This window comes from Sulfurimonas sp. HSL1-2, from assembly GCF_039645565.1.
In the GTDB taxonomy this organism is placed as follows: domain Bacteria; phylum Campylobacterota; class Campylobacteria; order Campylobacterales; family Sulfurimonadaceae; genus Thiomicrolovo; species Thiomicrolovo zhangzhouensis.
Map to the genome: position 1 here is coordinate 248,954 of NZ_CP147914.1, position 24,345 is coordinate 273,298.

Genomic DNA, 24,345 nt, shown 5'->3' on the forward strand with positions numbered 1-24,345 from the left:
TCTATCGTAATGAAGTTGACTATCTGGAACTCTCTCGCATCGAAACTGCTGTTCTCCCTGGCATTTTTCAGCCTGCTGCTGGTAAGCGGGCTGGCCTACGTCAACACGAAAATCGTCATCAGCGGCTACAAAAAACAGCTCCAGGAACTGGTGGAACAGAAGATCGATTTCATGCTCCCCCAGCTCTCCGATGCCCTGCACAACGAGGAGTACCTTCTGGCGGAGGAGCAGCTCATCCGCTTGAGCTCCGCGCAGGTGATCAACGGGGTGCGGCTGCTCCGTAACCACGGCCGTCCCCTTGTCGTCGGCAACTTCGGCTCTCCCCACCGCCTCTTTACACTGGCCCTTCCCGTCACCAACGTCAACGGCGAAATCATCGCCTCGATGGACGTCGCGGTTTCCGACCGGAACTTCCGCGCGATGATGGAGCAGTATTTTCAGTTCCTCGCCGCGATCATCGGCGGATACGTCCTGCTGGTCGTGCTGCTGCTGCGGCTGCTCTACCGGGCTTTCATGCCGCTGCGGGAACTGACCCGGAAACTGGAGGCTTTCGACCCGAGCCACCCGGTGCCGATCGAGCTGAAAAATACCAGCGGCAGCGAAATCGGCATGATCGCCGATGCGGCGAACAAGATGAGCGACAACATCATCCACCACGCCGACTTTATGAACGAACTGCACAAAGAGATCGAGGAGGGGCGCCAGCACCTCAAAGAGGCGCAGCAGATCGCCAGGATGGGGAGCTGGCGGATCGATACGCAGACGCACGACTGCAGTTTCAGTGACCAGATGTATGTGCTGCTGGGGATCCCGATGGACGGGATGCCGCTGACCTGGGATACACTGCTCAACGTCATTGACCCCTCGCAGCGCCAATCGTTTATCCGCGCCCTTGAAAATACGGCGCAGACCCATACCCCGTTCCGCCTGATGCATAAAATCGTCAATGCGCACGGGGAGGCGATGCACGTGCTGACCGAGGGGAAACTGAGTCTGCGGCGCGACGGCAAGGCCTTTATTTCGGGGATCACGATGGACGTCAGCGAGCAGGCGGAGAGCCAGCAGATGATCGAAAAGCTCGCGTTCTACGATCCGCTCACCAACCTGCCGAACCGTGTCTTGATGCAGGACCGCCTGCAGAAATCGATCAAAGACGCCAACCGCCGGGGCGAAAAACTGGGGGTCCTCTTCCTGGACCTCGACGGTTTCAAGAACGTCAACGACACCCTGGGACACACCCTGGGCGACCGCCTGCTCAAAGAGGTGGCGGAGCGCCTCAAACGCACCCTGCGCGATTCAGACACGATCTCGCGGATCGGCGGGGACGAGTTTATCGTACTGCTGCCGCTGATCAACTCGGAAAAAGACATCACCATCGTTGCCAAGAAGATGATCGATGCCCTGCAGGAGCGCTGGGAGTTCGGGGACAAGGCGATCTTTACGACGACGAGTATCGGGGTGGCCATCTACCCGGACCACTCCGAGGACGCCGATACGCTGATCAAGTTTGCCGACACCGCCATGTACAAGGCGAAAGAGGACGGGCGCAACCGCTACCGGTTCTACGACAAAACGATGGGGGAGACGATCCGCAAAAAACTCCAGATCGAGCACGAGATGCGCGAGGCCATCGAGACGATGGAGCAGTTCGAACTCTACTACCAGCCGAAGATCTCCCTGCGGACCGGCGCCATCATCGGTGCCGAGGCACTCATCCGCTGGAACCATCCGAAGGTCGGTACGGTCTACCCGGACGACTTCATCCCCGTCGCAGAGCATACGGGGATGATCATCAAGATCGGGGAGTGGGTCATGCACGAGGCGGCCCGCCGCATCGAACAGTGGCGCGCCGCGGGCATTGCGCCGCTGAAACTGGCCGTCAACCTCTCCGGCCGCCAGTTCGGCAGTCCGTTACTGCTGCACCAGATCCGCACGGTGTTGCAGCGCTATGACATTGAGCCGAAATACCTGGAGTTCGAGGTCACTGAGAGCGTCTCCATGATCAGCCTTACGGAAAGCCTGAAGGTCCTTCACCAGCTCCGTGATCTCGGGGTCGGCGTGAATATCGACGACTTCGGTACGGGCTACTCCTCCCTGGCTTACCTCAAACAGTTCCCGGTCGATACGCTCAAGATCGACAAGGCGTTTATCATGAACATGCTCGAGGATCAGGATGACCGCACCATCGTCGAATCGATCGTTTCACTGAGCAAGGCGATGGGGCTGAAGATCGTTGCGGAGGGGATTGAGAGTGCCGAGCATGTCCGTCTGCTCAAGAAGCTCGGCGTCGACTACGGGCAGGGCTACTTCTTCAGCCGTCCGGTACCGTTCGGTCAGCTCGACCGCATGTACCGCAACAACCTCGTCAAGATGAAGACGCTGCGCGAACCGGAAAAGAAACAGGCCGTCTAGAGGCCCGGCAAGCGGGGGATCCTCCCGAGCTTGCTGTTGCGGCAGTACCATCCCCACCCTTTTTTCATCCAGTGTCCCAGGACCGGCATCGGCATCATAAAGGCTTTTTTGTCGTCGCGGAAGACGAAGCCCGCGCCGGTACCCGTATCCATGACGCAGAGGATGTTGAGGTGTTCCTGGTACCCTTTGCGTTCTACTTTCCCGGCGTCCCGCGCGGCGATGTTGAAGGCGATGTTCTTGGCCATGACCTCGGCCACGTGCCCCTGCTTCGCCCGCCACTCCGGCCCCTCCAGCGCCGCGACGTCCCCGGCGGCGTAGACGTTGCTGACCTCGCCGTCGATGATGACTTCGCTGTAGTCATTGATGGCGACGAAGCCGGCCTCATTGGTCGGGAGGTCGGACGCTTTGATGACGCCGTGGCCGTCCCCGGCGGGAATGAACATCGTGAAGTCGGATTCCAGCTTGCTGTCATCTTCGAAGACGATGCCGTCCTCTTCGAACCGCTTGATCTTCTTGCCGAAGTGTTTGTTCAGGTCGGCCCGCTCGAACATCATGTCCATCATCCCGAGGGCCTTTTCGCCCATGCGCGCGCCCGGTTTGGGCATGGGGGCGAAGAAGGTGAGTTCGAAACGGTCGCGGATCCCTTTTTTCTTCAGCAGTTCGTGGAGGTTGAAAAAGAGCTCGAACCCGGGGCCGCCGCGCACGGCGGAGGTGTCTTTCGGGTTGCCGCCGAAGCCGAAGGCGACCTTGCCGCTCCCCTTGGCGACGAGGGCGTCGATGCGCTCCTTGATCCGCAGGGATTCGCGCGGGTCGCCGCAGATGGAGAGGGTGTTTTCGATCCCCGGGTGCTTCATCTTGTGCGCCCCGACGGCGACGACGAGGTAGTCATAATCGTCGATCACTTTGCCGGAGGTGAGGGTGACGCGGTTCGCCTTCGCCTCGATCGCTTCGACACCGTCCACGACCAGGGTAAAGCCGTGGGCATCCCGCAGTTCCTCGAGCGACACCTTGACATCGTCAAAGGAGGCTTCGCCCGTCGGGACCCAGATGGAGGTCGGATAGATGTAGAAATAATCCCGGTCGCTGACGAGCGTGACGTCATATCCTTTTTTTCGCAGATGCGTTGCCGCATCAACCCCGGCAAACCCGCCGCCAAGCACCAAAACCTTTTTCATCGCTACTCCTATAAGCCAGTTTGATAATAATCATAATACAATGACGATAAAACCAAAATAAAACGTTAATTTATTCGTCTGTTTTATTGAATGCTCCGCAGGTTATCGCCGGAAAAGGGACGGTCCGTAGAGCATTGCCAAAGCACAACCGTTAGGATTATGTGCCGGAGGGTGGGGCACCTTGAAGCTACGCTTTGGCATCATTCAGAAAAAAGGATGATGATGGCGAAGGAAGTAGCGCTCCTCGGGGGCGGGTGTTTTTGGTGCATCGAGGCGGTATACCGCCGTGTCAAAGGGGTCAGCAGTGCCGTCAGCGGTTACGCAGGCGGCCAAATGGACAACCCCGATTACCGTTCGGTCTGCAGCGGGACGACGGGGCATGCGGAGGTCGTCGAGATCACCTTTGATCCCGATATCATCACCTTCGGGGAGATCCTCGATATCTTCTGGGTGATCCACGACCCGACGACGCTGAACCGCCAGGGGGCGGACATGGGGACCCAGTACCGCTCGGTGATCTACTATCACGACGAAGTGCAGAAAGCGGAAGCCGAAGAGGCCATCGCCGAGGCGCAGGAAAGCTTTTCCGACCCGATCGTGACGGAACTCTCCCCGGCGCCGACCTTCTACCCGGCGGAAGTGTACCACCAGAACTATTTCAATCTTAACCCCGAGCAGGGCTACTGCCAGGCGGTGATCGCGCCGAAGGTACAGAAGTTTATGCGGACGTTCCGGGAGAAGCTCGATGTTTGAGGCCGGTTTTCTGGGGACGCGTGCCCTCTGGTTTATGGACGTCGTTACCCTCTGGTTCGCGGCACTGCCGTTTTTGATGGGCGGGGCGATCTATCTGGCCATGCGCAAACGAGAGCATGCCCATAAACGCGCGCAGACGCTCCTCTTTGCGGTCACGCTGGCCATGGTGGTGCTTTTCGAGGTCGGGGTACGCTTCACCGGCGGCTTCGTCGCCTACGCGGAGGAGAGCGGGGTGGAGTTCTCCTCGCTGGCGGTGTTCCTCGCGGTGCACGTGCTGATCGCTGTCGCCGCCGTGGCCGGGTGGGCATGGCTGCTGATCGACGCCCTTCGAAGCTACGGCAGCAGTGCGACCGTGGCCGCTACGCACAAACGCAACGGGCTGATTGTTTTTGGAGGGATGACCGTCACGTCGCTGATGGGTGTGACGATCTACGGCATGCTCTTCATGTTCTAGCGATGTGCTTCGTCGTCTTCATCGTCATCGGGGCGTTTGCCCTCTCCCTCTGGACGCACGGGCAGCTGCTCTACGCGGCGGCCGCCGGGGCCGTCTCGCTCTTTTTTCTCTTTTTTTCGATCCGGAAAATCATCAAAAACGGCCCCTGTCTCTTCGGCAAACGCAGAGACTGCTAGCGGTCAGAGCCGTCCCTGCTTGACGAGGGAGAGGACCATCGCCAGCGAATAGCCGTCGTTCTCATACCCGTCCTCGATGCAGGATTCGCATTTGTTCCCCATTTCGCACTCGCTGTTATTGATCATCTCGTCAATGTTCTGCCAGCCATGCTTTTTAATGCACTCGGCGATCGCTTTCATATCCATCGAATTACAGATGCAGATCATGCGGTCGGTATCGATCATGCTTTCTCCTTTGCCAGTTGTTTTGCGAGGGTGATGCAGGCCGCGACAGTCGGTTCGGGGGCGATATGGACCGTTCTGCCGGGAAGGCTGTTCTGCGTCGTGCGGCCGATGGCGACGACAGTATGGGTCGGCACCAGCGAAAAACGGCTCTGAAAGCATGCCAGGGCCGAGGGGGAGGTGAAGATCAGTACGCTGTCGTCAGGAATTGAGACGTCCATTTTATCGGCCCGGCAGACGGTTTCATAGACCACGGCCTCGTCGACGGTGATCCCCTCCGAACGCAGCCGGGAAGCAAAATCCGAAGCGACGGTTTTCGGGCGGGCATAGAGCCAGCGCGAACCGGCGAAGCGTTCACGGATAAGATCATAGAGCATCTCCCCGTACCCCTTGACCGTCTCGGCGACGGTACCGCCGCGCGCTTCCGCGCGCTGCTGCGTCCCTTTGCCGACACAGAGCACCGGCAGCGTTTTCCATTCCGGAGCGATCGTCTCCAGGGCGTCGACGCCGTTTTTCGAGGTAAAGATGATCCCGTCGACCTGCGAGAGATCGATGTCAGGCTGCAGCCATTCCGTTTCGAGGATCGGCAGATGGATAACGTCGGGATCGTCGGAAGGTGTTACGGAGAGAAGATAGATGGGCCGTATTGTCATAGAAGGATTATAACCAACTCCCGGTGGATGACGGGAGAAGGAGACGCTTTGAATGAAGGTAGGGAAAGTATAGTAAAGAAAAGTTACTAAACTGTTAACGCTTTTTACTTTTTGGCGTTTGTTTGGCACGCCGGGCAGACACCCCGGAGCACGATGTCACTGCTCTGGATGCTGTAGCCGCTGACGGCTTCGGCGTGCGCCCTGATCTGCTCCGTATCGAAGGAAAAATCCTCGATCTTCCCGCATTCACTGCAATGCAGGTGAAGGTGCGGCTCTTTGCGGATCTCGAAAACACTCTTGCTCTCGGGGACTTTGACCTCTTCGAGGAGTCCGTTTTCCGTCATTATGGCAATATTCTTGTACACCGTCGCCAGCGAAACGTTCGGATACGCTTCTTTTACCTCCTGGTAAAGCATATCGATGTTCAGGTGGCCGAAGGTGTTGAGGCTTTCGACGATCTTGAGCCGCTGCGGGGTCACCTTGAGATGGTGGTTCCGCAGGTTCGTGGCTATGAGTTCTTTATTCATGTTAGCATTAAAGCACCAAAAAGGTAAAAGTCGAAATAATAGTAGAAGGAAGGCGGGGTTTATTATTTTCCATTAAGTAAGAGTAGTTTGTTTATTTAAGGAAAAAAATTATCGTTTACAGGTAGAATTTCCCCATTACATGAAATGAAGAGCCTCTGTTTTATCGCGGAGGATTTTATCAAAGGAGAGAAAATGTTCAAAAAAATTGCGTTGACAGCATGTGTCCTGGTATCCGCCGTATCCGCGGAAACGTTGACCGATCAGGCCAAAGCGATGGGCCTCGCCCCGATCCCGAAAAATACGTCCGAACTCTACAAGCTCATCGATAACCCGAAGAACCCGATGAATGCCCAGAAGGTCGAGCTCGGAAAGCAGCTCTTTTTCGATCCGCGTCTTTCAAAGAGCGAGATCATCAGCTGTAACACCTGTCACAACCTCGCCACCGGCGGTGTGGACGGCGTTCCGGCAGCCATCGGACACAACTGGGCGCACAACCCCCACCACCTGAACTCTCCGTCGGTCTACAACGCCGTATTCGCTGAAAAGCAGTTCTGGGACGGACGCAGTCCGGACCTCGAAGACCAGGCGCAGGGACCGATGCAGGCAGCCCCGGAGATGGCGGCCAAACCTGAACATGTCGCCGCCGTCGTCAACTCGATCCCGGCATACGTCGCGGCATTCCGCCACGCCTACAATGACCAGGCGATGGTCCCGACCTTCAAGGACATCGCGGACGTCATCGCTTCCTTCGAACGCACGCTGGTCACGCCGTCACGCTTCGACGAGTACCTGCGCGGCTGCGACAAAGCGCTTTCCAAAGAGGAAAAAGCCGGTCTGCAGACCTTTATCGACAAAGGGTGTGCGAGCTGCCACACCGGCGTCGCGGTCGGCGGCGGGATGCAGCCCTTCCCGCTGATGGGCAAGTTCAAGTACATGGGCGTCGGCGACTTCAAGGGTGACGCGAACGGAATGGTCAAGGTCCCGACGCTCCGTAACGTCGAAGAGACGGCGCCTTACTTCCACAACGGTACGGTCTGGAGCCTGAAAGAGGCGATCAAGATCATGGGCGAGACCCAGCTCGGCGTGAAACTGACCGACAAAGAGACGGAGAGTATCGAGACTTTCCTCAAAGCCCTCACGGGTGAGAAACCGGTTGTCGAGTACCCGGTCCTGCCGGCCCGTACGGCCAAAACACCGCTGCCGGATTCCGGCAAGTAACCCCCTAGCGGCCGGCCAGCGCCAGCCGCACCATCAACTCTCCCTTCTCCTCATAGACATCAAGCTGCGCGTTGAGTGCAAGACGCCGTCTGCGGATAATCCCCTCCATCGTATGAAACACATGAAAAGACTCCGGCGTGAACGGGGTCTGGATATAGCGCAGCCGCTTGGCGGCGGCCAGGGTTACGAGGGCGCCGGCCGCACTGTAGTAGAGGCTTTTGTTGACGGTGCGCTGCAGCCGGTAGTCGCGCATCAGCATCAGGTTGGTGCGCAGTGCGGAGCGCGCTTCGGGTGAGCGCTGCAGGGCACCCTCCGCCCGGCGGAGTTCGTCGTCCAGCCTGGCCGCTTTTTTGCGCTGCTGTTCCTCGGCCTCCGTCAGGGCCGTCGGGCAGTGAGAGGCGATGATGCGGAGGAGTTCCTCGTCGCTGTAGTGGTGTCGGTCGGGCGTATAGACATAGTTTTGCGACGAGGTGTAGTCATGGTCGAGGGCCCGCAGCAAAGAGACGATCATGGGGATATAGCGGTATTTGTCCTCTTTTTTCCTGTCGAAGACAATGCCGCTGTGGGAGATGAGCGGTTTGGGACCGGCGTAGGTTAATTTCATCCTCTCTCCTTGGAGCGCGTTGGCAAGAGTGTACCACTCCCCGGTAACGGTTCGCGCTGCACGGGGCTACTGAAACCCGGGATTGTCATCGATGACGCTGTGCAGGGTCTCCAGAAAGCGGGAGGGAGGTTTGCCCCCGACAACCTGCTCAACGATTTCGTCCTTCTCGGCATCGAGGAAGGTAAAAACAGGGCTGGCGGTGACCCGGTACTTCTTCGGGAGGCTCTCATGGTCGTTCCAGATATCGGCGGCGATAAAGTGGGCTTCGAGGTAGGCAGCGACGTCGGGGTCCGTGAAGACATCCTCCCGCATAAAACGGCGGACTTTGCACTGGGGTCGGGTCAGAAAGAGCATCAGAGGTTTGTGCGCCCTTTGCGCCGCCGCAACGGCCTCGTCGTAACGGGTAAACCATGTGATGTCGGCATGCAGTGTGCCGAAAAAGAGGCATAGGGCCGAAAGCATCAGGCGCATGGAAAAGCTCCTCCGAAAACACCCATTATAGCAAAGGGCGCATCGCCGCGCTGTACAACTTTGCGTCAGATGAAGGTGACATCCTCCGGCGCGCTGCCGCTGAAATGCGCCATCAGCGCGTGACGGTCGACGGCATGGTCCGTACCGCGGTAGAGATTGGATTCCAGCAGCGTCAGGGCCGCATCAACCGCTTCGGCGCTCCCCTTGAGCGGCAGGAGCAGTTCGAAGAGGTCCCGGTCGCTTCTGGCCATTTTGATCCGCTTGGCCATCGGCGGGAGCTCTCTCTTTCCCGGAAGGCGGTCGCGGCCGCGCAGCATCAGCAGCCAGAGTGAGAGGGTGCCCGCAGCCGCCCCGGCGGCGAAGATGCCCAGGGCTTCATAGAGGCTGAAGCGGCCGTTCCCGGAAGCGGCAGGTTCTGCTGCCGTTGCAACAGGTATGGCGCTTTCGACATGGGGAGCCGCTTGGACCACTGCCGTCGGCAGCGCTGTCGCACCCTTGACCTTGATGAAATAGGAGTCGGTCTGCAGGCGTGCCGGCTGGGCCGTTTTCGCGTCGAAATAGCGGAACGCCTGCGGGGTGATGGTGAAGTCGCGCTCGGGGATGATGGCAATGGTCTGGTCGAAGGTGCCGAAGTACTGGCCGTCTTTGAGCGTGCTTGTTGTTTTCGGGTCGTTGGCGTAGACGATGGCGTGTTCAAAGCGGGGTTCGAATTTGGGAATGTCCTCGACGTTGCCGTTGCCTTCGATATGGATATGGAGGTTGACGGGCTTGTTCGCATCCACGGTCGTTTTGTCGACGTCGGAGCGCATCGTGAAACGGCCGTAGACTTCGAGCCCTTCCGGCAGGGGCGAGACATGCAGGGTCGCCGGTTCGGAGTAGACTTTGCGGTACTGCATGCGGGCCGAACCGAAGAAGGGGTCGTTGAAGAAGGGGTCGTTCATCACTCCGCCGCGCGGGGTCGTGACCTGGGTGCCGATCTGGGCGAAGATGGCGGGGATGTCGAGGTCGCCGCTCTGCTGCGGAAAGAGCAGGTAGCGGTAGGTTTGGGTGATGTACCCCTCGCTGTCGGCGGCACGTTCGGCCTGGGTATTGATGCGTTTGATCCAGAAGTGCTCGAGCGTCGGTTCGCTGATACGGATGTCGTCGATGCGCTCCCCGGGCAGGTATTTGAAGACGAGGTCGAGCTCGACGGGTTCGCCGAGATAGGCGTTCTCCTTGGAGAGATGCAGGAGCATCTGTACCGGAGCCCCCTGCGGCGCGGCCTGGGGTGAGATGACCTTGACGCGCAGAGGGAGGGTGTGTTCGACTGTGCCGTCGACGGTGATGTCAAGGGCGGGGATGGCAACGTCCTCCGTCGGGGTAAAGACGAGCCGCTGCTCGATGGCGCGCGTCGTACGGCCGTTGATGATGGAGATGTTCCGGCTCGTGCCGCGGCTCTGGATGGGGTAGCCGGCAATGTCGCTCAGCGCCGGGAAGCGGATGTCGTCCCCGGTGGCGCTGAGTGTCAGGGTGACCGGATCGCCGCGGGTGACGGCGGGGTTGTCGACGGTGGCGGTCACCGCCGCGAACAGCGGCAGCCCTACAAGCAGTAGTGCCAGGATCTTACCAAGGGGTCGTTTCGTCATCATGGGGCTCTCCTTTACCCGATAGCGGGATCATCAATGTTTTGATGCCGCGCTTGTCAAGCATCTGGTTGTATTTGCGTTCTTCCATATCGCTGATGGGGTCGGCCATCGCGGCCTGCTGATCCTGCGCATCGGGGGCTTCCGGTACTTCTTCGGGCTGCCTGTCAGCCTCTTGCTGCTGCGCATCCTGCTGGCCGTTTTGCTGTTTCGCCTCCTGCTGCGGTTTGTCGCGCTCCCCGTCCGCCTGTTTCTCCTGATCCTGCTGCTTCTGTTCGCCGTTCTTCTGCTCCTCTTTCTGCTGCGAATCGTCCCCCTTGCTGGCGTTCTCTTTACTTTGCTGATCCTGCGTTTGATCATCTTGCTGTTTCTGGTCATTTTGCTGTTGATCATTCTGTTGGGACTGATTCTGGTCGCTCTGATTGTTTTGGTTGTCCTGTTTTTGCTTTTCCTGCTCTTTCTGTTTTTTCAGCAGGTCGAGGTTGTACTGCGTATCGTCGTCTTTGCCGAGTTTCAGTGCCTCTTCGTAGGCCTTGATCGCTTCGTCGGTCTTGCCGAGGTTTGCGAGGCTGTTTCCGAGGTTATGCAGTGCTTTTTGTTTGAGCTCCGGGGCACGGATCTGCGTAAAGACGTCTGCGGCCTCTTTGTACTTCTGCTGTTTATAGAGGGCGTCGCCGTAGTTGAAGCGGGCGGCGTCGTTTTTGCCCTGCAGCGCGCCGTACCCTTCGGCTGCCGCGGCGTAATCGCCGCCGTTGTAGGCCGATGCGGCGTTGGAGAGGGTATGGAAATCCGTCAACCCCGCATGGAGCAGTCCTGCGGCGAAACAGGGCAGAAGGTATCTAAGCATGGCGTCTCCTTCGCTGCGGCAGGGAGTAAAGCGCGGTGATCAGCAGGACGATGCCGCCGCCCAGCGGCCAGATAAAGAGCTCCTGCACGTCGCGGATGACGTCGCTCTTTTCCCTGCGCGGTGTAAAGCGGGACTTCAGCGCATCGGCAAGGGCCTCGATGTCATTGTGCTTGAGCGAGTAGGGCAGATAGGCCCCGCCGCTTTGCAGGGCGAGGGCTTTGACGCTGTCATTGCGCCGGACGACGACGATATCGCCCTGCTTGTCCGTCATGGCCCCCTGCGCGGTCGGGATGACCCCGCCCTTCTCCGTCCCGATATTGTAGAGAAAGACGATGATGTTGTGTGCCTTGGCGTAGGCGATCTCTTTGTCGAAATCACTGCCGTCCCCGCCGTCGGTGAAGAGGAGCAGCGCTTTTTTGTCGCTCCCCTCCAGCAGGGTGTCGGTCTGCTGCAGGGCCTGGAGCAGGTCGGTGCCGCGCAGGCTGATGGAGTCGGTGTTCATGTTTGAGACGAGGTAGCGCAGGGTCGCAAAATCCTCGGTCAGCGGCGAGACCATGAAGGCGCGGGCGCTGAAGCCGATCACCCCGATGCGGGTACCGTTGACATCGCCGAGCAGGTCGTCGAATTTCCGTTTGGCCAGGGCGAGACGGCTGGGGTAGATGTCGTTGGCGAACATCGAGCGGGAGATGTCGAAACCGACGATGAGGTCGATCGTACTGCTCTGGACCCTGATCTCGCCGTTGTCGATGACCGGCCGGGCGAGGGCGGTGATGAAGAGGGCCGCTGTGGCGAGCAGAAGGGCGCTGCGCAGCCACTGCGGTACGGTGGAAGTGCGCTGCATCAGCAGTTTGAGGACCTGCGGGGCGAAAGTGTTGCGGACCGCTTTGCGCGGCGCGAAGAGCAGCAGTGCCAGCGGGACGAGGACGATCAGCAGAAAAAGCAGGTGGGGCTGTTCAAAGTGCATGGCCTCTCCTTCGCATGACGGCAAAAAGCACGAGCAGCAGCAGCGCCGCGCCGAGCGGATACTGGAAGTAGTAGCGCTTTTTGACGTATTTGTCCGCCTTGATCTCGCTCTTCTCCAGGGTGTCGATTTCGTCGTAGATCCGCTGAAGCCGTTCGACGCTGCCCGCCTCGTAGAACTTTCCGCCCGTCTCCCGGGCAATCTTCTGGAGTACCTCAGGGTCGTAATCCCCCCGGCCGCCGACGCCGATGACGTAGACCTTGATGCCGTGCTTGACGGCGCTCTGGATAGCGACGTCGACGGGGACCTGGGAGGTGTTGTCCAGCCCGTCGGTGAGCAAAATGGCGATCTTCTCCTTGGCGTCGGAGCTCTTGAAGAGCTTCGTGCTCATGAAGAGCGCCTCGTAGAGCGCTGTGCGCTGCATGCCGGCGATACCGACGTCGACCTTGGAGAGCAGCTGTTTAAGGCTCTGCTTGTCGTAGGTCAGGGGCATGGCGACGTAGGCAAAATCAGCGAAGAGGGTCAGGGCAAGCTTGTCGTGTTCGCGCTTGTCGATGAAATCGAGGACGATCTTCTTGACGATGCCGAACTTGTCCATCTGGCGCATGGAGCCGCTGGCGTCGAGGACGAGGGAGAGCTCGTACCCCTTGTCGTCGCTGATGACGACCTCGTTCTGGCGGATCGGCGAGGCGAGGGCGAGGGCGAGCAGGGTGAAGATGAGGAGTTTGATCCCCCGTGTCATCCAGCCGCTGCGGGCGGCGAGGGTGCGCAGCAGCGCCGTGTCGGGGAAGAGCATCTGCTGCGTTTTGGCCCGGCAGAGGGTTTCGCAGAGCAAAAAGAGGGCGATCAGCCCCAGCGCCCAGGGATACTCCAGCGTCCACTCACCCACGGTGCGCCTCCTTGATGAAGTCGTGCAGCTTCGTTTCGAGCGCTGTGTCCAGGGCGGGCACGCTCTTTTGGTACTTGTAGGGTTCAAGCTCCGCTAGCAGTGCCCTGAAACTGCTTTCCGTCTCCGGCGTCGTCACGAAGTGCCCCAGCAGGCTGAAATCGTAGACGGCGCTTTTCGTGTCGCTGAAATCCAGCGCCTGCAGCCGTTTCAGCGCCTCGGCACGTTTGGGGTCTGTCTGTTTCCGTCCGCGTTTGAAGAACCAGTACCCGAGGAGTGCCAGCAGCAGGATACCGGCCGCGACAAGGGCGACGAGGATCCACAGAGAGTGGTCGGGGACGGCGACTATCGGCTTGATGTCTTTGAGCGGCAGGGTCTGTTCGGGCATCGCCTACCTCCGAAACAGTGCGGAGAGCTTCACGAAGGGCTCTTCGTCCGTGTAGAGTTTCGTCGAGACGATGCGGTGGGCGGAAAGGTGCTCGACGAGGGCCTTGTCCCGCGTCTTTAGCGCGTCACAGTAGCGTGCGGCGAGACCGGGGGAGAGTTCCAGGCTCGTACTCTCCATGCTCTGGGCGTCAAGCAGGCCAATTTCGCCGGCAAGGGCGGGGTTCTCCTCGAAGCGGTCACGGACGATGAGAGCGTAGACTTCGTGGCGGGCAAGCAGGGAGAGGTCTATGCCTTCACCGTAGAAGTCGCCGATCAGGAAAATGAGCGAACGCTGGCGGACACGGCCGTTGAGGTAGTCGACCAGGGCGGCGAAATCGACCCGCTTGCCCAGGGGGTCACGGCCCAGCACCTCGGGAATCGTGACGTGCAGCGAGCCCAGGGCACGGGTCGGCGGCAGGAAGAACTCCTCTTTGTCACTGAAGACGAGGGTGGAGACCCTGTCGTCGTTTTTCAGCGCCGAGTAGGAGATGAGCGAGAGGGCTTCGGCCATCACCTCCTGCTTGAAACGCTGCGAGCCGAAAAAGATGCTGCCGCTCTCGAGGAAGACACAGACGATGTTGAGTTCGCGCTCCTCGTTGAAGACATTGACGAAGGGGCGCTGCTCCCTTGCGGTCACCTTCCAGTTGAGGGTACGTACGTCATCGCCGATGGTGTACTCCTTGAGTTCGGCAAAGTCCAGCCCGTTGCCCGCGAAGATGCTGGGATTCCCCCCGGCATTGCTGCCGAAGATGTTGCGGCGGGTACGGATCAGGATCTCTTCGCTCTTGTGCGCCAGCACTGTGAAGCCTTAGGGGAGCTTGATCGTCTGCATGATCGTGCCGATGAGGTCGTCGGCGGTGACGCCGGCGGCTTCGGCCCGGTAGTTCAGCACCATGCGGTGGCGGAGCACGCCCCGGACCGTGTCGGCGACGTCGAGGGGGGTGACGAAGTCGTTGCCGCGCAGGTAGGCGCGGGCCTTGGCGGCCTTATAGAGGTTGATGGAGGCGCGGGGACTCGCGCCGTACTCGAGGTACTGCGCGATCTCGCCGACCCCGTACTTCTCCGGCTCACGGGTGGCGAAGATGATCTTCATCATGTAGCGGGTGACGGCCTCGTCGACATGAACATTCTGCACCTCGTCGCGCATGGCGAGGATGTCGTCGGCACCGGCGACCTGCATGATCGTCCCGACGCTCCGGTTGGCGATGCGGTCGACGATCTCCATCTCCTCTTCGAAGCTGTTGTAGTCGACGAGGACCTTGAGCATGAAGCGGTCGAGCTGCGCTTCGGGAAGGCGGTAGGTCCCCTCCTGTTCGACGGGGTTCTGGGTCGCGAGGACGAGAAAGGGGTCGCTGAGCTTGAAGGTCTCGTCCCCGATGGTGATCTGGTGCTCCTGCATCACCTCCAGCAGGGCCGACTGCACCTTTGCCGGGGCGCGGTTGATCTCGTCGGCGAGGAGCAGGTGGGTGAAGGCGGGGCCCATCTTGACCTTGAAGGCGCCGTTGCGCTGGTCGTACATCTCGGTTCCGACGATGTCGCTGGGGAGCAGGTCGGGGGTGAACTGCACCCGTTTGAAGCCCAGCCCGAGCGCTTTGGCCAGGGAGTTGATGGCCGTCGTCTTCGCCAGTCCCGGCACCCCCTCGACGAGAATGTGACCGTCGGTGATGAGGCCGATGAGCAGGGCGTCGATCAGCGCCTCCTGCCCGACCATCACCTTGGCGATCTCGGTTTTGATGGCGTGGATTTTCTCGTTCATTTTTTCCCGTCCTAGGATAGTGTGATACGCAATCATATTCGGACGGGGTAAATCGGGTGTAAATCCATATATAACAGTTGGTAAATCGCGGAAGCGGTTAGCGCGCCTCCGCTGCTCGTCAGGCGATGAGGCTCCGCTTGCCGCTGTCGGCGAGGCTGAGCCACGCGGGGAGCATCAGCAGATCGATGAGGACGGCGATCACCAGTGCCGAGGCCGTGACGATCCCGAAGTTGACGTTGGGGACGAAATCGCTCAGCGCGAAGATCATAAAGGCGGCGCTGAGGATGAGGGTGGTAAAGACGATCGCCTTGCCCGCATAGTGGTAGACGTAGGCGAGCGCGGCTTCGAGGCTTTCGCCCTCCCGGCGTGCTTCGCGGTACTTGACGAGGAAGTGGATGGTGTCGTCCACCGCCACCCCGATGATGATGGCCCCCGAGACCGCGACACCGAGGTCGATGGTGATCCCCAGCCACCCCATGACCCCGACGACGAGGGCGATGGGCAGGACGTTGGGGATGATAAAGAGGGGAATCATGCGCAGGTTGCGGAAGATCAGCAGCATCATCAGAGAGACCGCCGCGATGGCCAGCAGGATCGATTCGACCAGCGTGTCGGTGACGTCGTGCTGCATATGCGCGAACATCGCCGCCTGCCCGTTGACCCGGGCGGGATAGGGCGTCTGTGCCCACCACGCTTCGACCCACCGCATCATCTCCAGGTCCAGGGAGGTGTCGACGATGTCCACCGACGCGGTGACCCGCAGCTGCCGTTCGTCGACGTCCATACGGTCGTTGATCTCCATCCCCTGGGGCAGGGAGAGGGAATAGAGCAGCAGGTACTGGGCGATCAGGTTCCGCTCTGCGGGGATGGTCGGGCTGCCGTTCATGACGTCGTTGAACTTTTCGACGACGTCGACGAGGGAAGTGGTGTGGCGCACTGCGGGGTACTCCGCTTTGAACGCGTCGGTGAAGCGGGCCACCGTCTGCATGAATTCGGGGGATTTGATGCCGTCCTTCTCCCCCGAATCGACGACGACCTCGTAGGCCATTGGCCCGGTGAGGTGACGCTGCACGAAGGTCACCGTCTCCCGGAAGGGGACGTGCTCTTTGAAGTAGCGCACCGTGTTCGAATCGACCTTCACCCAGGCGATCCCGATGCCGATCAGCGTAAAGAGCAGCAGGCTGCCGAGCAGAATACCGCGGTCGTGGCGCATGACGAAACGGGCGCTGCCCAGCGAGAACGCATCATGGCTTTCGGACTCTTCCTCTTCGCTCTGTGCTACTTTCGGGTTGAGGATCGCCAGCATGGCCGGGACGAAAAGGATCGTCAGCACAAAGGCGAGCAGCGCGGCGGTTGCCGTCGCGATGCCCAGGGTCTTGACGGGGATGACGTCGCTGACCGCCAGGGAGGCGAACCCGACGGCGGTCGTCAAGGAGGTCAGCAGGGTCGGCAGGAGATTCTTGCGCACGCTGAAGCGGATGGCGTCCCGGTTGGCCATACCCCTCCGTCGGCCGACGAGGTAGATCCAGAAGAGGTGCATGGCGTCGGCGATCCCGATGGCGACGACGAAGACGGGGAGGTTGGCGGTGAAGTTGTTGACCCTGTAGCCCAGCAGCACCTGGACCGCGAGGACGATGAGGAAGGTGAAGATGACGACGGAGAGGCTCAGCAGCATCCCCGAGGGGCGGCGGAAAATGAACCAGAGCAGCACCATCGCGATCAGCAGAACGAAGGGGGTGAAGACCTTGACGTCATGTTCCCCCAGGTGAATGAAGGCCATGTTGAGAATCGGGCCGCCGCCCAGGTGGAAGGTGTAGCCGCTGGCCGACTCCCTGGCCACAATCGCCTCGCCCGCCGCCTTGAGCCGGGCCGAGACCTCCGGGTCGTCCCCGGCTTTGGGGGTGAGGCGTGCCGCGATCATCGTCGTTTTCATGTCGGCACTGACGATCCGCCCGACGATCATCTCTTCGCCCGCCGCGATGCGCGCCTTTTCGGCCAGCTGTTCAGGGGAGAGCGCGGAGGGATCGCCGATGAAATCCTCCACGATGACGTCGTCGGGATACTCCGGGTCGCTGTGCACATACTGGTAGTTGGTCAGGGAGTCGACCCGGGCGATATCCGTCGTCTGCCAGAGTGCTTCTGTGATCCTCTCGACGACGCCCAGCGCTTTGGGGTTGAAAACGCCGTGATCGTCACGGAACATGATGAGCAGGGCATCATCGTTGCCGAAGACGGAACGGAAGTCGTCATACTGTCTGAGGATGGGGGACTCCTCACCGAACCAGATGCGGTAGCTCCCCTCGAACTGCAGGTAGCGCAGCTGCGAGGCGAGGGCCAGGGTGATAAGCGGGATCAGCAGTGCGGCCCACCAGCGCAACCGGATGATGCCGTCAACGAATCGGTCGATGTTCATAGAGCGTCCTTATGTCAGTTTACGAAAATGCCGAAAGCATTTTTGTGCTTTAGTGCCATAGCGGCAAGCGTAGATGGATGGGACTTTGTTCCAGACATCGTTCAAAAGTAATACCCGAACTTGGCGCTGATGCTCTGAAAGCGGCCGAGCATGTGGAAAGCCGTCATCGTGTTTTTCGACGGTTCGATATAGCGGTAGTCGATATTGAGCTTGAAACTGTCGAAGAGCCGGGTCTCGTACTCGGCGTAATAGCTCTGCTCGTCATACTCCAGGTCGGCGATAACGCCCCCGACGAGTGTTGCGCTGTTGACGTCGTTCAGGCTGAGGCGCAGGCCGAGGAAGAGGTCGTTCTGGAAGACTTCGAAGAGGTCGAGGTCCGTGTACTTGCCCTTTTCCGTCGTCTCGTAGCGGTAGTACTCCGCGAGCAGGCCGAGGTCCGCTTCCCCGTAGACCTGCACGATGGTATGTTCCACTCCGGAGGCAACGTGGTAGTAGTCGGAGATGCGGTCATCGTCGATGACGTCTGCGTAGAGCGCTTCGAGCTTGAAGAGGGTGTCGCCGACGACGAGGGTGTCGTAGGTCATCGCCTTGTTGACGCGGTAGGCGTGTTCGGCCAGGGGAATCGTGTAGGTATAGGTGATGAGGTCTATAGGCGTAATGATGGGATCACCTGCCAGGAAATAGCGCTGCGAATCGTAGCCGTGTTGCACGATCACGGCATAATCGAGGGGGTACTCCGTCTCCGTTGAACCGCCCAGTCGGAGGTAGTAGGTCGGGAGGGTATTGGACTCGCTTGTCTGCAGTGTCGCATCGTAGCGGACTTCGGGAGGAAAGAAGTTGAAGGCGTACGGGGGCTTGGCCATTCTCTGATCCTCTTCGAAAAACTTGACGATCAGGGCGAGCGATCCGGTGTCGGTGTAGTGGGTCAGCGCCGCATTCAAGACGCCGATCTTGTCCTCCTCGAAGAGACCGTTTCGCAGGTCCACGGGGTTGAAGCCGTCGACAATGTTACGGACCTCCAGCGCCCCCCAGAAGCGCAGACTCCGCCCCGCCATCAGCTGGTTGTCACCCAGGTCGAGCGTGCCGTAGAGCTCATCGACCCGGAGGAAGCTCCTGCCCGTCTGCTCCTCTTTTGCCTGCAGGTCATAATAATCCTGCTGGGCGTTGATCCGCGTCACCATACGGAGATCTTCATAGGTGTATTCGGCTTCAAAGGAACCCAGCAGGGTGGCAGCATTTTCGTGTTTGCCCGGTTGATGGTTGAGAAAGGAGTCGCCCTGCAGGCTGACATTGCCGCGGATGCCGATGTCCGCCAGGAGCGGGAGGGTCATGAGCAGGGGCAGCAGCTGTTTCACTGTTTGAGGACCCTTTGGTGGAAATCTTTGTCCGTCAGGCCGGTTCCGATCTTTTCGTTTTCCCAGACAAGGATCGTTTTCTTGTCGTTTTGGTGGTTGGTCATGACGATCCTGCCGATGCGCCATACGCCGTTCACGTTGCGGTAGTCACTGAAACGGGCCGTCTTCAGCAGCGCTTTCTTGCGGTCGTAATAATCCACCTGTATGATGACATAGGTTCCCGGATCGATCCAGCTCACCTGTTTCGTATAGCCGGAGTCCTTCTCCTTGGGGATGCGGACGGTTTTGTAATAGGATTTCCCTTCGAGTTCCACCGTCTCCGCATCGCCGCTGTAAGTGTACTTTTCGATATTGAACGCGCCGAGGTCCTCGTAGCTGAATTCGCTTCCCATGAAAGAGCCCGACTTGTTCCGCGACGCGATCCGCTTGACCCGCTTGAGGGCGGGGAGGTAGAGCCACTGGTCATCGTCGCGGTCGAAATGTTCGTAGTTGAGGAATTTGGTCCCCTTGACGTCCGCGGGGGTGAGGAACTCCATCAGCGACTTGTCTCCTTCCTTGCCTTCGAGGACCTTCATCAGCATTGTGCGGTCGCGGGTCTGGCCGTTGGCGTTGATCAGCGTCATTTTCATTTCGCTGACGGCATCGTGGAAGCCGCTCAGCGCGGCATCGGTTTTCTGTGCGAGCTCGTAGGCGCTGATCGCCCAGGCATTCAGCGAAAAGAGCAGCAGGAACGGTAACCATTTTTGCATGGGGGTTTCCTCCATCCTCGGGTGATGTTGACAATGTTAACATAGTGATGTGACACTTGTCAACACCAAAGGGGATTCTGTTATACTTTTGAAATGAATCAGGATGAAAAGCGGCCGTATCATCACGGCAATGTCAAAGAATCGGCCATTGAAACCGCGCTGGAGATGCTCGAGAGCGAGGGGCTGGAGGCGATTACCCTGCGGGAGCTCTCCTCGCGCATCGGGGCGTCGCGGACGGCGATCTACCGCCACTTCGAGAATAAAGAGGCACTGATCCGTGAGGTGATTCTGGCCGGTTTCGAGCGTTTCGACGCCTTTTTTATCGATATCTTTGCACGGACGGATGCGGATGTGCTGGCCCGTTTCACGATGATGGGGCGCGCCTACCTCGCCTTTGCCGTCAACAACCCGCAGCTCTACCGGGTGCTTTTCGGCCCGACGGTCCGCCAGGAACGCGAAGAGGTGTGCGACCTCGAGGATGCGGAGAAGGCGACGGGGTTCCACGCGCTGGTGCATCTGATCGAAGCGGGGCAGAATGAAGGGGTGTTTAAAAAGGGCGATCCTTTCCTGCTGGCGGCGACGGTCTGGTCGACGGTGCACGGCCTCGCCTCGCTGATTATCGACGGGCACCTGGTGATCAGTGACAACATCGACGCGATTTTCGAAACCGGGAACCGTACGCTGCTCGAGGGGCTGAAATCGTAAAACAGGATGCATTGCTCCTGTTCCGTGCTACACTGTTGCTACGTTCAGGGTTTACAATGTACTCAAACCGAAAGCGGCAAAGGAGAAGCCATGACGCTGATCGATATTTTTACGGACCATGTCGTTAACTGCAAAAGCCTCAAGGATTATGTCGAGATTCGCAAAACCATCCATGAACGGGGCGAATTCAATGACCAGACGCTGATTCAGGCCGAAGAGGACCTGCAGCGGCTGCGCAAGGAAAACCCGGAGGTCTACGCGGGGATGTATGAGGTCCTCTATGAGATCATGCGCCGCGACGAGGGGCACTATTACGAATACCCCATCAACTTCATCCGCCAGATCCTGCGCATCTACCAGGAAGGGATCCCGGCCGAGAAGGTTCTCGAAGCGTACCGCAAGGAACTCGACCACCACTACCGCGACGCCTGCTAAGCGCGTCGGCCCTCAAAAAAAACAGCTCAAAAGATCATAATAAAGTCGGAAAAAGCGGCGGGAGACCCCGCCGTGCAGGTTAGAAGCGCACTGAAGTGTAGCGTGACGTGCGGGCAGGAACGTTCTGTACTGCGGTACCGACAGCGGTCATTCCCCAACCAAGACCCAGGCTCGGCAGACGGTAGTAGAACAGATTCATGATCACTCCTTTAAGTTGAACAAAACCATTGTAAAAAGCAAACGTAGCACCGGCGTAGCAAAATGGAAAAAATGCAGATATTTTTTTTTGGGGCAGGGCCCGGCGGCATCTGAGACCGTGCAAACGGTGCACAGAGAGGTCATTACACCCTGGAATGTATCACAAATGTATCACTTTCTTCATGCAATCTTCATCTTCGGCCGTCATAGTGGTTGGATCATTTCACCACAAGGAACCAAGATGAAAACAACTTCTCTTGCACTATCAACGCTTGCCGCCGGCCTGATCTTCGCCGCCTGCGGCAGCGCAGGCAGCAGCAGCGACAGGGCGACGACAAGTATTACCGGTACCGTACCGGGTACCCTGATCGAAGCCTTCTGCGAAGACGGCAGCTACTACGCGGTCAACTCCAATGACAACGGTACCAGCGAACACCCCTTCGAGATCGAAGTCCCCCAAAATACCAGCTGCCGCCTGGTGATGACGACCAATGAGAACACGCCGGACGCTTCCGTCGTCACGCTGCTGACCCTTAACGGCAGCACCCTTTTTGAAGTGAACGCAAGCGCGATCGACCTTGGCTATATCGACCTGCCGATGGAGCGTACCGGTTACGATGACGATAATAACGGCGTCTCCGACGATCTCTTCAATGTCGTGACGCCCGAAGGCGCCGTGATCTCCGTCGAACTCAGCGACGACCCGATGGACAGTGACCACGACGGCGTTATCGACCTCTACGATGACGATGACGACAACGACGGGATCAAGGATGACGTGGATACGGACGACGACGGCGATGATATTCCCGACACGGTGGACGAGGACAGCATCAACGACTTCGACCACGACGGTATCAACAACGATGCCGATATTGACGATGACAATGACGGGCTCGATGACGACGTAGACAGCGATGACGACAATGACGGTATCGATGATGATGCGGACAGCGACGACGACAATGACGGTATCGACGACAGCGAGGATGCGGACCAGCTCAACGACAGCGACCACGACGGCCTGACCGATGCGTATGACGACGATGACGATAACGACGGTATCCCCGATGATGAGGATACGGATGATGACGGAGACGGCGTCGACGACAATGAAACCGACGGCCAGGAAGTCACCCTCGCCTAACCCTCGCCGGCAGCCCGCCGCTGCCGGGTGCTACACACCCTTTTCTTCTGAATCCGCCTTTTCTTTCTTCCGCAAAACATCTATATGAACACAATGATCATGCCCGACGGCACGAAACAAACGGACTGATTTTACAGCAGGGCGCGTCTGAATTTGAGGATGCTCAGCCCGATAAAGAGGACGGCGAATCCGCCCAGCGCCGCAAAAGAGGGCCAGAGGTCGGCGATGAGGGTGTGTTTGATCAACAACCCGCGGATGATCTCGACGAAGTAGGTAAACGGGATGGCGTAGCAGAGCGGCCGGATGTAGTCGGGGACGGCTTCGAGCGGGAAGATGAGGCCGCTGAGCATCACCGAAGGGATAATGATGAAGATTGCAAGGAACATCGCCTGCTGCTGGGTCTGCGACACGAGCGAGATCAGTACCCCCAGCGCGATCATCACGGCGACATAGATGACGGCGAGCAGGGCAAGGTAGAGGTGCGAGGTCGCTTTGGGGAGGTCGAAGAGCAGCCACCCCAGCCCCAGGATAAGGTAGAAGTCGATCAGGGCGATGATGACGTAGGGAATGATCTTGCCGAAGACGAAGGCGCTTTTACTGATGGGGGTGGCGAGGAGCTGCTCCAGGGTCTGTTTCTCCCGCTCGCGCACGACGGTGATCCCCGTGAGAATAAGCGCGATCTGCATAATGAGCACCCCGATGATGCCCGGCAGGAAGAACCAGGTCTCTTTTTCATCGGGATTGAAGAGGACGACGGTATCCATAATGAAGGGTTCCGGCGCGATAACGGTCGGAGGGGCGTTTTCGTCGAGGAAATACATGTCGTTCGTCACCCCTTCGTCGGTGGCGGCGGAGGAGTTGTACTTCATCGCCGTCGTCAAAGAGGGCATCGTGCCGTCGACGTAGAAGGTGATGTGGGGCTGGCGGTTCTCGCTGAGGTCGGCGGAGAATTTGCCGTCGATAAAGAGACCCGCCTCGGCCCGGCCCGAACGGATCTCCTCGATGATCGCCGCCTTGTCAGTTACCGGATAGAGCTTGAAATAGCCGTCGCTCCAGAGCCCCGTTTTGATGAGGTTGCTGAAAAAGGAGCGGTCGTTGTCGACGTACGCCATCGCCACGTTTTTGGGTTCGAGTTTGAGGGCGAGGCCGAAAAGCACTAAGAAGATGACGGGCATGACGACAATGAGGGCGATCAGCCTCGGGTCGCGTCGCAGCTGGGTCAGCTCTTTTTTGATCATCGCCCCGAGCATCAGCGTCGCTCCTGGGTCAGAGCCATAAAGACATCTTCGAGATTGGGTTCGGTTTCATAGACGGCGGCATCCGGCGCGAACGGCGCGAGCAGCGCATCGATGGCCTCGCGGCCCGTTTCCGGCATTGCCATGAGGCGCAGTTCGCTGCCGAACTGGTTGACGAGACGGATCCCCGGATGCTTTTCGGCGGCGGCGGCAAGGGCGGGATCGTAGTCGACGCGCACGGCGAAGACGCGGACCTCCCCCAGTTCGGACTTGATGGCAGAGGGTGCCCCTTCGGCGATCATCCGACCGTGCTCAAGGATGGCGATGCGGCGGCAGCGCTGCGCCTCTTCCATATAGTGGGTCGTGACAAAGAGGGTCTTTCCCGCGGCCGCCAGCGTGTAGAAGTCGTCCCAGAGCTGTTTGCGGGTGACGGGGTCGATACCGGCCGTGGGCTCGTCGAGGAAGAGGACATCGGGATCGTGGGCGAGGGCGCAGGCGAGGGCAAGGCGCCGTTTCATCCCGCCCGAGAGGGTCCCGGCGCGTTTGTTCCGGTACGTGCTCAAAGCGTAGCGTTTGAGCAGCGCATCGAGCCGTTCCGCGTCATGCACACCGTACATGCTGGCGTAAAAACGGAGGTTCTCGATGACGCTGAGCTCTTCGTACTGCCCGAACGACTGCGCGACGTAGCCGAAGCAGCGCTTGGCCTTTTGCACGGGCTTCCCGTCGATGCGCACAGTGCCCTCGTCGGGGGCGATCAGGCCGCAGAGCATCCGCATCGTCGTCGTTTTGCCCGCGGCGTTGGGGCCGAGCAGCCCGAAAATCTCCCCCTTGGGGATTCGGAACCCGACATCCTCAACGGCCGTCGTGCTGTTGAAACGTTTGTACAGATGTTCGGCCTCGATCACTGTCCTGCTCCTTCGGGGGTCCTATCCGGTAGTATACATC

26 protein-coding genes are annotated in these 24,345 nt (G+C 59.2%); 8 read left to right on the forward strand and 18 right to left on the reverse strand.

Annotated elements, in window-relative coordinates; genetic code table 11:
• Positions 1-9: 9 nt before the first annotated feature.
• On the forward strand, positions 10-2,412 hold the full coding sequence (locus tag WCX18_RS01300) for an EAL domain-containing protein (RefSeq protein WP_345988891.1): 2,403 nt from the start codon (positions 10-12) through the stop codon (positions 2,410-2,412).
• Here the strand turns inward: WCX18_RS01300 and WCX18_RS01305 are convergent.
• Positions 2,409-3,587 carry an FAD-dependent oxidoreductase gene (locus WCX18_RS01305; RefSeq protein ID WP_345988892.1) on the reverse strand — a complete coding sequence of 393 codons (1,179 nt, stop codon included), beginning with the start codon at positions 3,585-3,587 and terminating at the stop codon, positions 2,409-2,411. The two genes, WCX18_RS01300 and WCX18_RS01305, sit on opposite strands and share 4 nt — an antisense overlap.
• A 222-nt stretch (positions 3,588-3,809) precedes the next feature.
• Between WCX18_RS01305 and msrA the strand changes: the two genes are divergently transcribed.
• The 3 genes from msrA to WCX18_RS01320 are packed head-to-tail and all read left to right on the forward strand — an operon-like array spanning position 3,810 to position 4,970.
• On the forward strand, positions 3,810-4,340 hold the full coding sequence (gene msrA / locus WCX18_RS01310; protein ID WP_345990747.1) for a peptide-methionine (S)-S-oxide reductase MsrA: 531 nt from the start codon (positions 3,810-3,812) through the stop codon (positions 4,338-4,340).
• The gene (locus WCX18_RS01315) at positions 4,333-4,794 is read left to right on the forward strand and encodes a DUF420 domain-containing protein (RefSeq protein WP_345988894.1); all 462 of its coding nucleotides are present in this window, start codon (positions 4,333-4,335) and stop codon (positions 4,792-4,794) included. Before msrA ends, WCX18_RS01315 begins: the two co-directional genes overlap by 8 nt.
• A gap of 2 nt (positions 4,795-4,796) precedes the next feature.
• Positions 4,797-4,970: a hypothetical protein gene (locus WCX18_RS01320; RefSeq protein WP_345988895.1), complete on the forward strand. Its 174-nt coding sequence runs from the start codon at positions 4,797-4,799 to the stop codon at positions 4,968-4,970.
• 3 nt (positions 4,971-4,973) lie between these two features.
• Here the strand turns inward: WCX18_RS01320 and WCX18_RS01325 are convergent, their stop codons facing one another.
• From WCX18_RS01325 to WCX18_RS01335, 3 genes are all read right to left on the reverse strand, one after another.
• On the reverse strand, positions 4,974-5,195 hold the full coding sequence (locus tag WCX18_RS01325; RefSeq protein ID WP_345988897.1) for a hypothetical protein: 222 nt from the start codon (positions 5,193-5,195) through the stop codon (positions 4,974-4,976).
• Positions 5,192-5,845: a uroporphyrinogen-III synthase gene (locus tag WCX18_RS01330; protein WP_345988898.1), complete on the reverse strand. Its 654-nt coding sequence runs from the start codon at positions 5,843-5,845 to the stop codon at positions 5,192-5,194. Before WCX18_RS01330 ends, WCX18_RS01325 begins: the two co-directional genes overlap by 4 nt.
• 104 nt (positions 5,846-5,949) lie before the next feature.
• Entirely contained in the window at positions 5,950-6,372 is a 423-nt protein-coding gene (locus WCX18_RS01335; RefSeq protein ID WP_345988899.1) for a transcriptional repressor, read from the reverse strand.
• A 192-nt stretch (positions 6,373-6,564) separates the two neighbouring features.
• Here WCX18_RS01335 and WCX18_RS01340 point away from each other — a divergent pair, with 192 nt between their 5' ends.
• Positions 6,565-7,590 carry a cytochrome-c peroxidase gene (locus WCX18_RS01340; protein WP_345988900.1) on the forward strand — a complete coding sequence of 342 codons (1,026 nt, stop codon included), beginning with the start codon at positions 6,565-6,567 and terminating at the stop codon, positions 7,588-7,590.
• A 4-nt stretch (positions 7,591-7,594) separates the two neighbouring features.
• Here the strand turns inward: WCX18_RS01340 and WCX18_RS01345 are convergent, their stop codons facing one another.
• The 12 genes from WCX18_RS01345 to WCX18_RS01400 all read right to left on the reverse strand — a co-directional run bounded on the left by WCX18_RS01345 (position 7,595) and on the right by WCX18_RS01400 (position 19,680).
• Positions 7,595-8,194 carry a hypothetical protein gene (locus tag WCX18_RS01345; RefSeq protein WP_345988901.1) on the reverse strand — a complete coding sequence of 200 codons (600 nt, stop codon included), beginning with the start codon at positions 8,192-8,194 and terminating at the stop codon, positions 7,595-7,597.
• Positions 8,195-8,260: 66 nt separating this feature from the next.
• A complete protein-coding gene (locus tag WCX18_RS01350; RefSeq protein ID WP_345988902.1) occupies positions 8,261-8,665 on the reverse strand; it encodes a thioredoxin fold domain-containing protein in 405 nt (134 codons plus the stop codon).
• 65 nt (positions 8,666-8,730) lie between these two features.
• Positions 8,731-10,293, reverse strand: coding sequence for a BatD family protein (locus WCX18_RS01355; protein WP_345988904.1), 1,563 nt, complete (start codon positions 10,291-10,293; stop codon positions 8,731-8,733).
• On the reverse strand, positions 10,268-11,134 hold the full coding sequence (locus WCX18_RS01360; RefSeq protein ID WP_345988905.1) for a tetratricopeptide repeat protein: 867 nt from the start codon (positions 11,132-11,134) through the stop codon (positions 10,268-10,270). Before WCX18_RS01360 ends, WCX18_RS01355 begins: the two co-directional genes overlap by 26 nt.
• Positions 11,127-12,098 (reverse strand): VWA domain-containing protein, encoded by a 972-nt coding sequence (locus WCX18_RS01365; RefSeq protein ID WP_345988907.1) that lies wholly within the window; start codon positions 12,096-12,098, stop codon positions 11,127-11,129. Before WCX18_RS01365 ends, WCX18_RS01360 begins: the two co-directional genes overlap by 8 nt.
• Positions 12,088-12,984, reverse strand: a complete 897-nt coding sequence (locus WCX18_RS01370; RefSeq protein WP_345988909.1) for a VWA domain-containing protein — start codon at positions 12,982-12,984, stop codon at positions 12,088-12,090. Before WCX18_RS01370 ends, WCX18_RS01365 begins: the two co-directional genes overlap by 11 nt.
• The gene (locus WCX18_RS01375) at positions 12,977-13,369 is read right to left on the reverse strand and encodes a hypothetical protein (protein ID WP_345988910.1); all 393 of its coding nucleotides are present in this window, start codon (positions 13,367-13,369) and stop codon (positions 12,977-12,979) included. The genes WCX18_RS01370 and WCX18_RS01375 overlap by 8 nt, the downstream gene beginning before the upstream one ends.
• Positions 13,370-13,372: 3 nt before the next feature.
• Positions 13,373-14,206, reverse strand: coding sequence for a DUF58 domain-containing protein (locus WCX18_RS01380; protein ID WP_345988912.1), 834 nt, complete (start codon positions 14,204-14,206; stop codon positions 13,373-13,375).
• Positions 14,207-14,215: 9 nt separating this feature from the next.
• Complete coding sequence (locus tag WCX18_RS01385) at positions 14,216-15,163, reverse strand: AAA family ATPase (protein WP_345988914.1); 948 nt, start codon at positions 15,161-15,163, stop codon at positions 14,216-14,218.
• A gap of 118 nt (positions 15,164-15,281) precedes the next feature.
• On the reverse strand, positions 15,282-17,576 hold the full coding sequence (locus WCX18_RS01390; protein WP_345988916.1) for an MMPL family transporter: 2,295 nt from the start codon (positions 17,574-17,576) through the stop codon (positions 15,282-15,284).
• 101 nt (positions 17,577-17,677) lie between these two features.
• A complete protein-coding gene (locus WCX18_RS01395) occupies positions 17,678-18,931 on the reverse strand; it encodes a hypothetical protein (protein WP_345988918.1) in 1,254 nt (417 codons plus the stop codon).
• Positions 18,928-19,680 carry an outer membrane lipoprotein-sorting protein gene (locus tag WCX18_RS01400; protein ID WP_345988920.1) on the reverse strand — a complete coding sequence of 251 codons (753 nt, stop codon included), beginning with the start codon at positions 19,678-19,680 and terminating at the stop codon, positions 18,928-18,930. Before WCX18_RS01400 ends, WCX18_RS01395 begins: the two co-directional genes overlap by 4 nt.
• Before the next feature lie 93 nt (positions 19,681-19,773).
• Here WCX18_RS01400 and WCX18_RS01405 point away from each other — a divergent pair, with 93 nt between their 5' ends.
• The 3 genes from WCX18_RS01405 (at position 19,774) to WCX18_RS01415 (ending at position 22,165) form a co-directional block, all read left to right on the forward strand.
• Positions 19,774-20,385, forward strand: a complete 612-nt coding sequence (locus WCX18_RS01405; protein WP_345988922.1) for a TetR/AcrR family transcriptional regulator — start codon at positions 19,774-19,776, stop codon at positions 20,383-20,385.
• A 90-nt stretch (positions 20,386-20,475) separates the two neighbouring features.
• On the forward strand, positions 20,476-20,820 hold the full coding sequence (locus tag WCX18_RS01410; protein WP_345988923.1) for a hypothetical protein: 345 nt from the start codon (positions 20,476-20,478) through the stop codon (positions 20,818-20,820).
• Between the two features lie 439 nt (positions 20,821-21,259).
• Complete coding sequence (locus WCX18_RS01415; RefSeq protein WP_345988925.1) at positions 21,260-22,165, forward strand: hypothetical protein; 906 nt, start codon at positions 21,260-21,262, stop codon at positions 22,163-22,165.
• Between the two features lie 131 nt (positions 22,166-22,296).
• Here WCX18_RS01415 and WCX18_RS01420 read toward each other — a convergent pair whose 3' ends face one another.
• Complete coding sequence (locus tag WCX18_RS01420; protein WP_345988927.1) at positions 22,297-23,415, reverse strand: ABC transporter permease; 1,119 nt, start codon at positions 23,413-23,415, stop codon at positions 22,297-22,299.
• Positions 23,415-24,305 (reverse strand): ABC transporter ATP-binding protein, encoded by an 891-nt coding sequence (locus WCX18_RS01425; protein ID WP_345988929.1) that lies wholly within the window; start codon positions 24,303-24,305, stop codon positions 23,415-23,417. Before WCX18_RS01425 ends, WCX18_RS01420 begins: the two co-directional genes overlap by 1 nt.
• Positions 24,306-24,345: the final 40 nt, after the last annotated feature.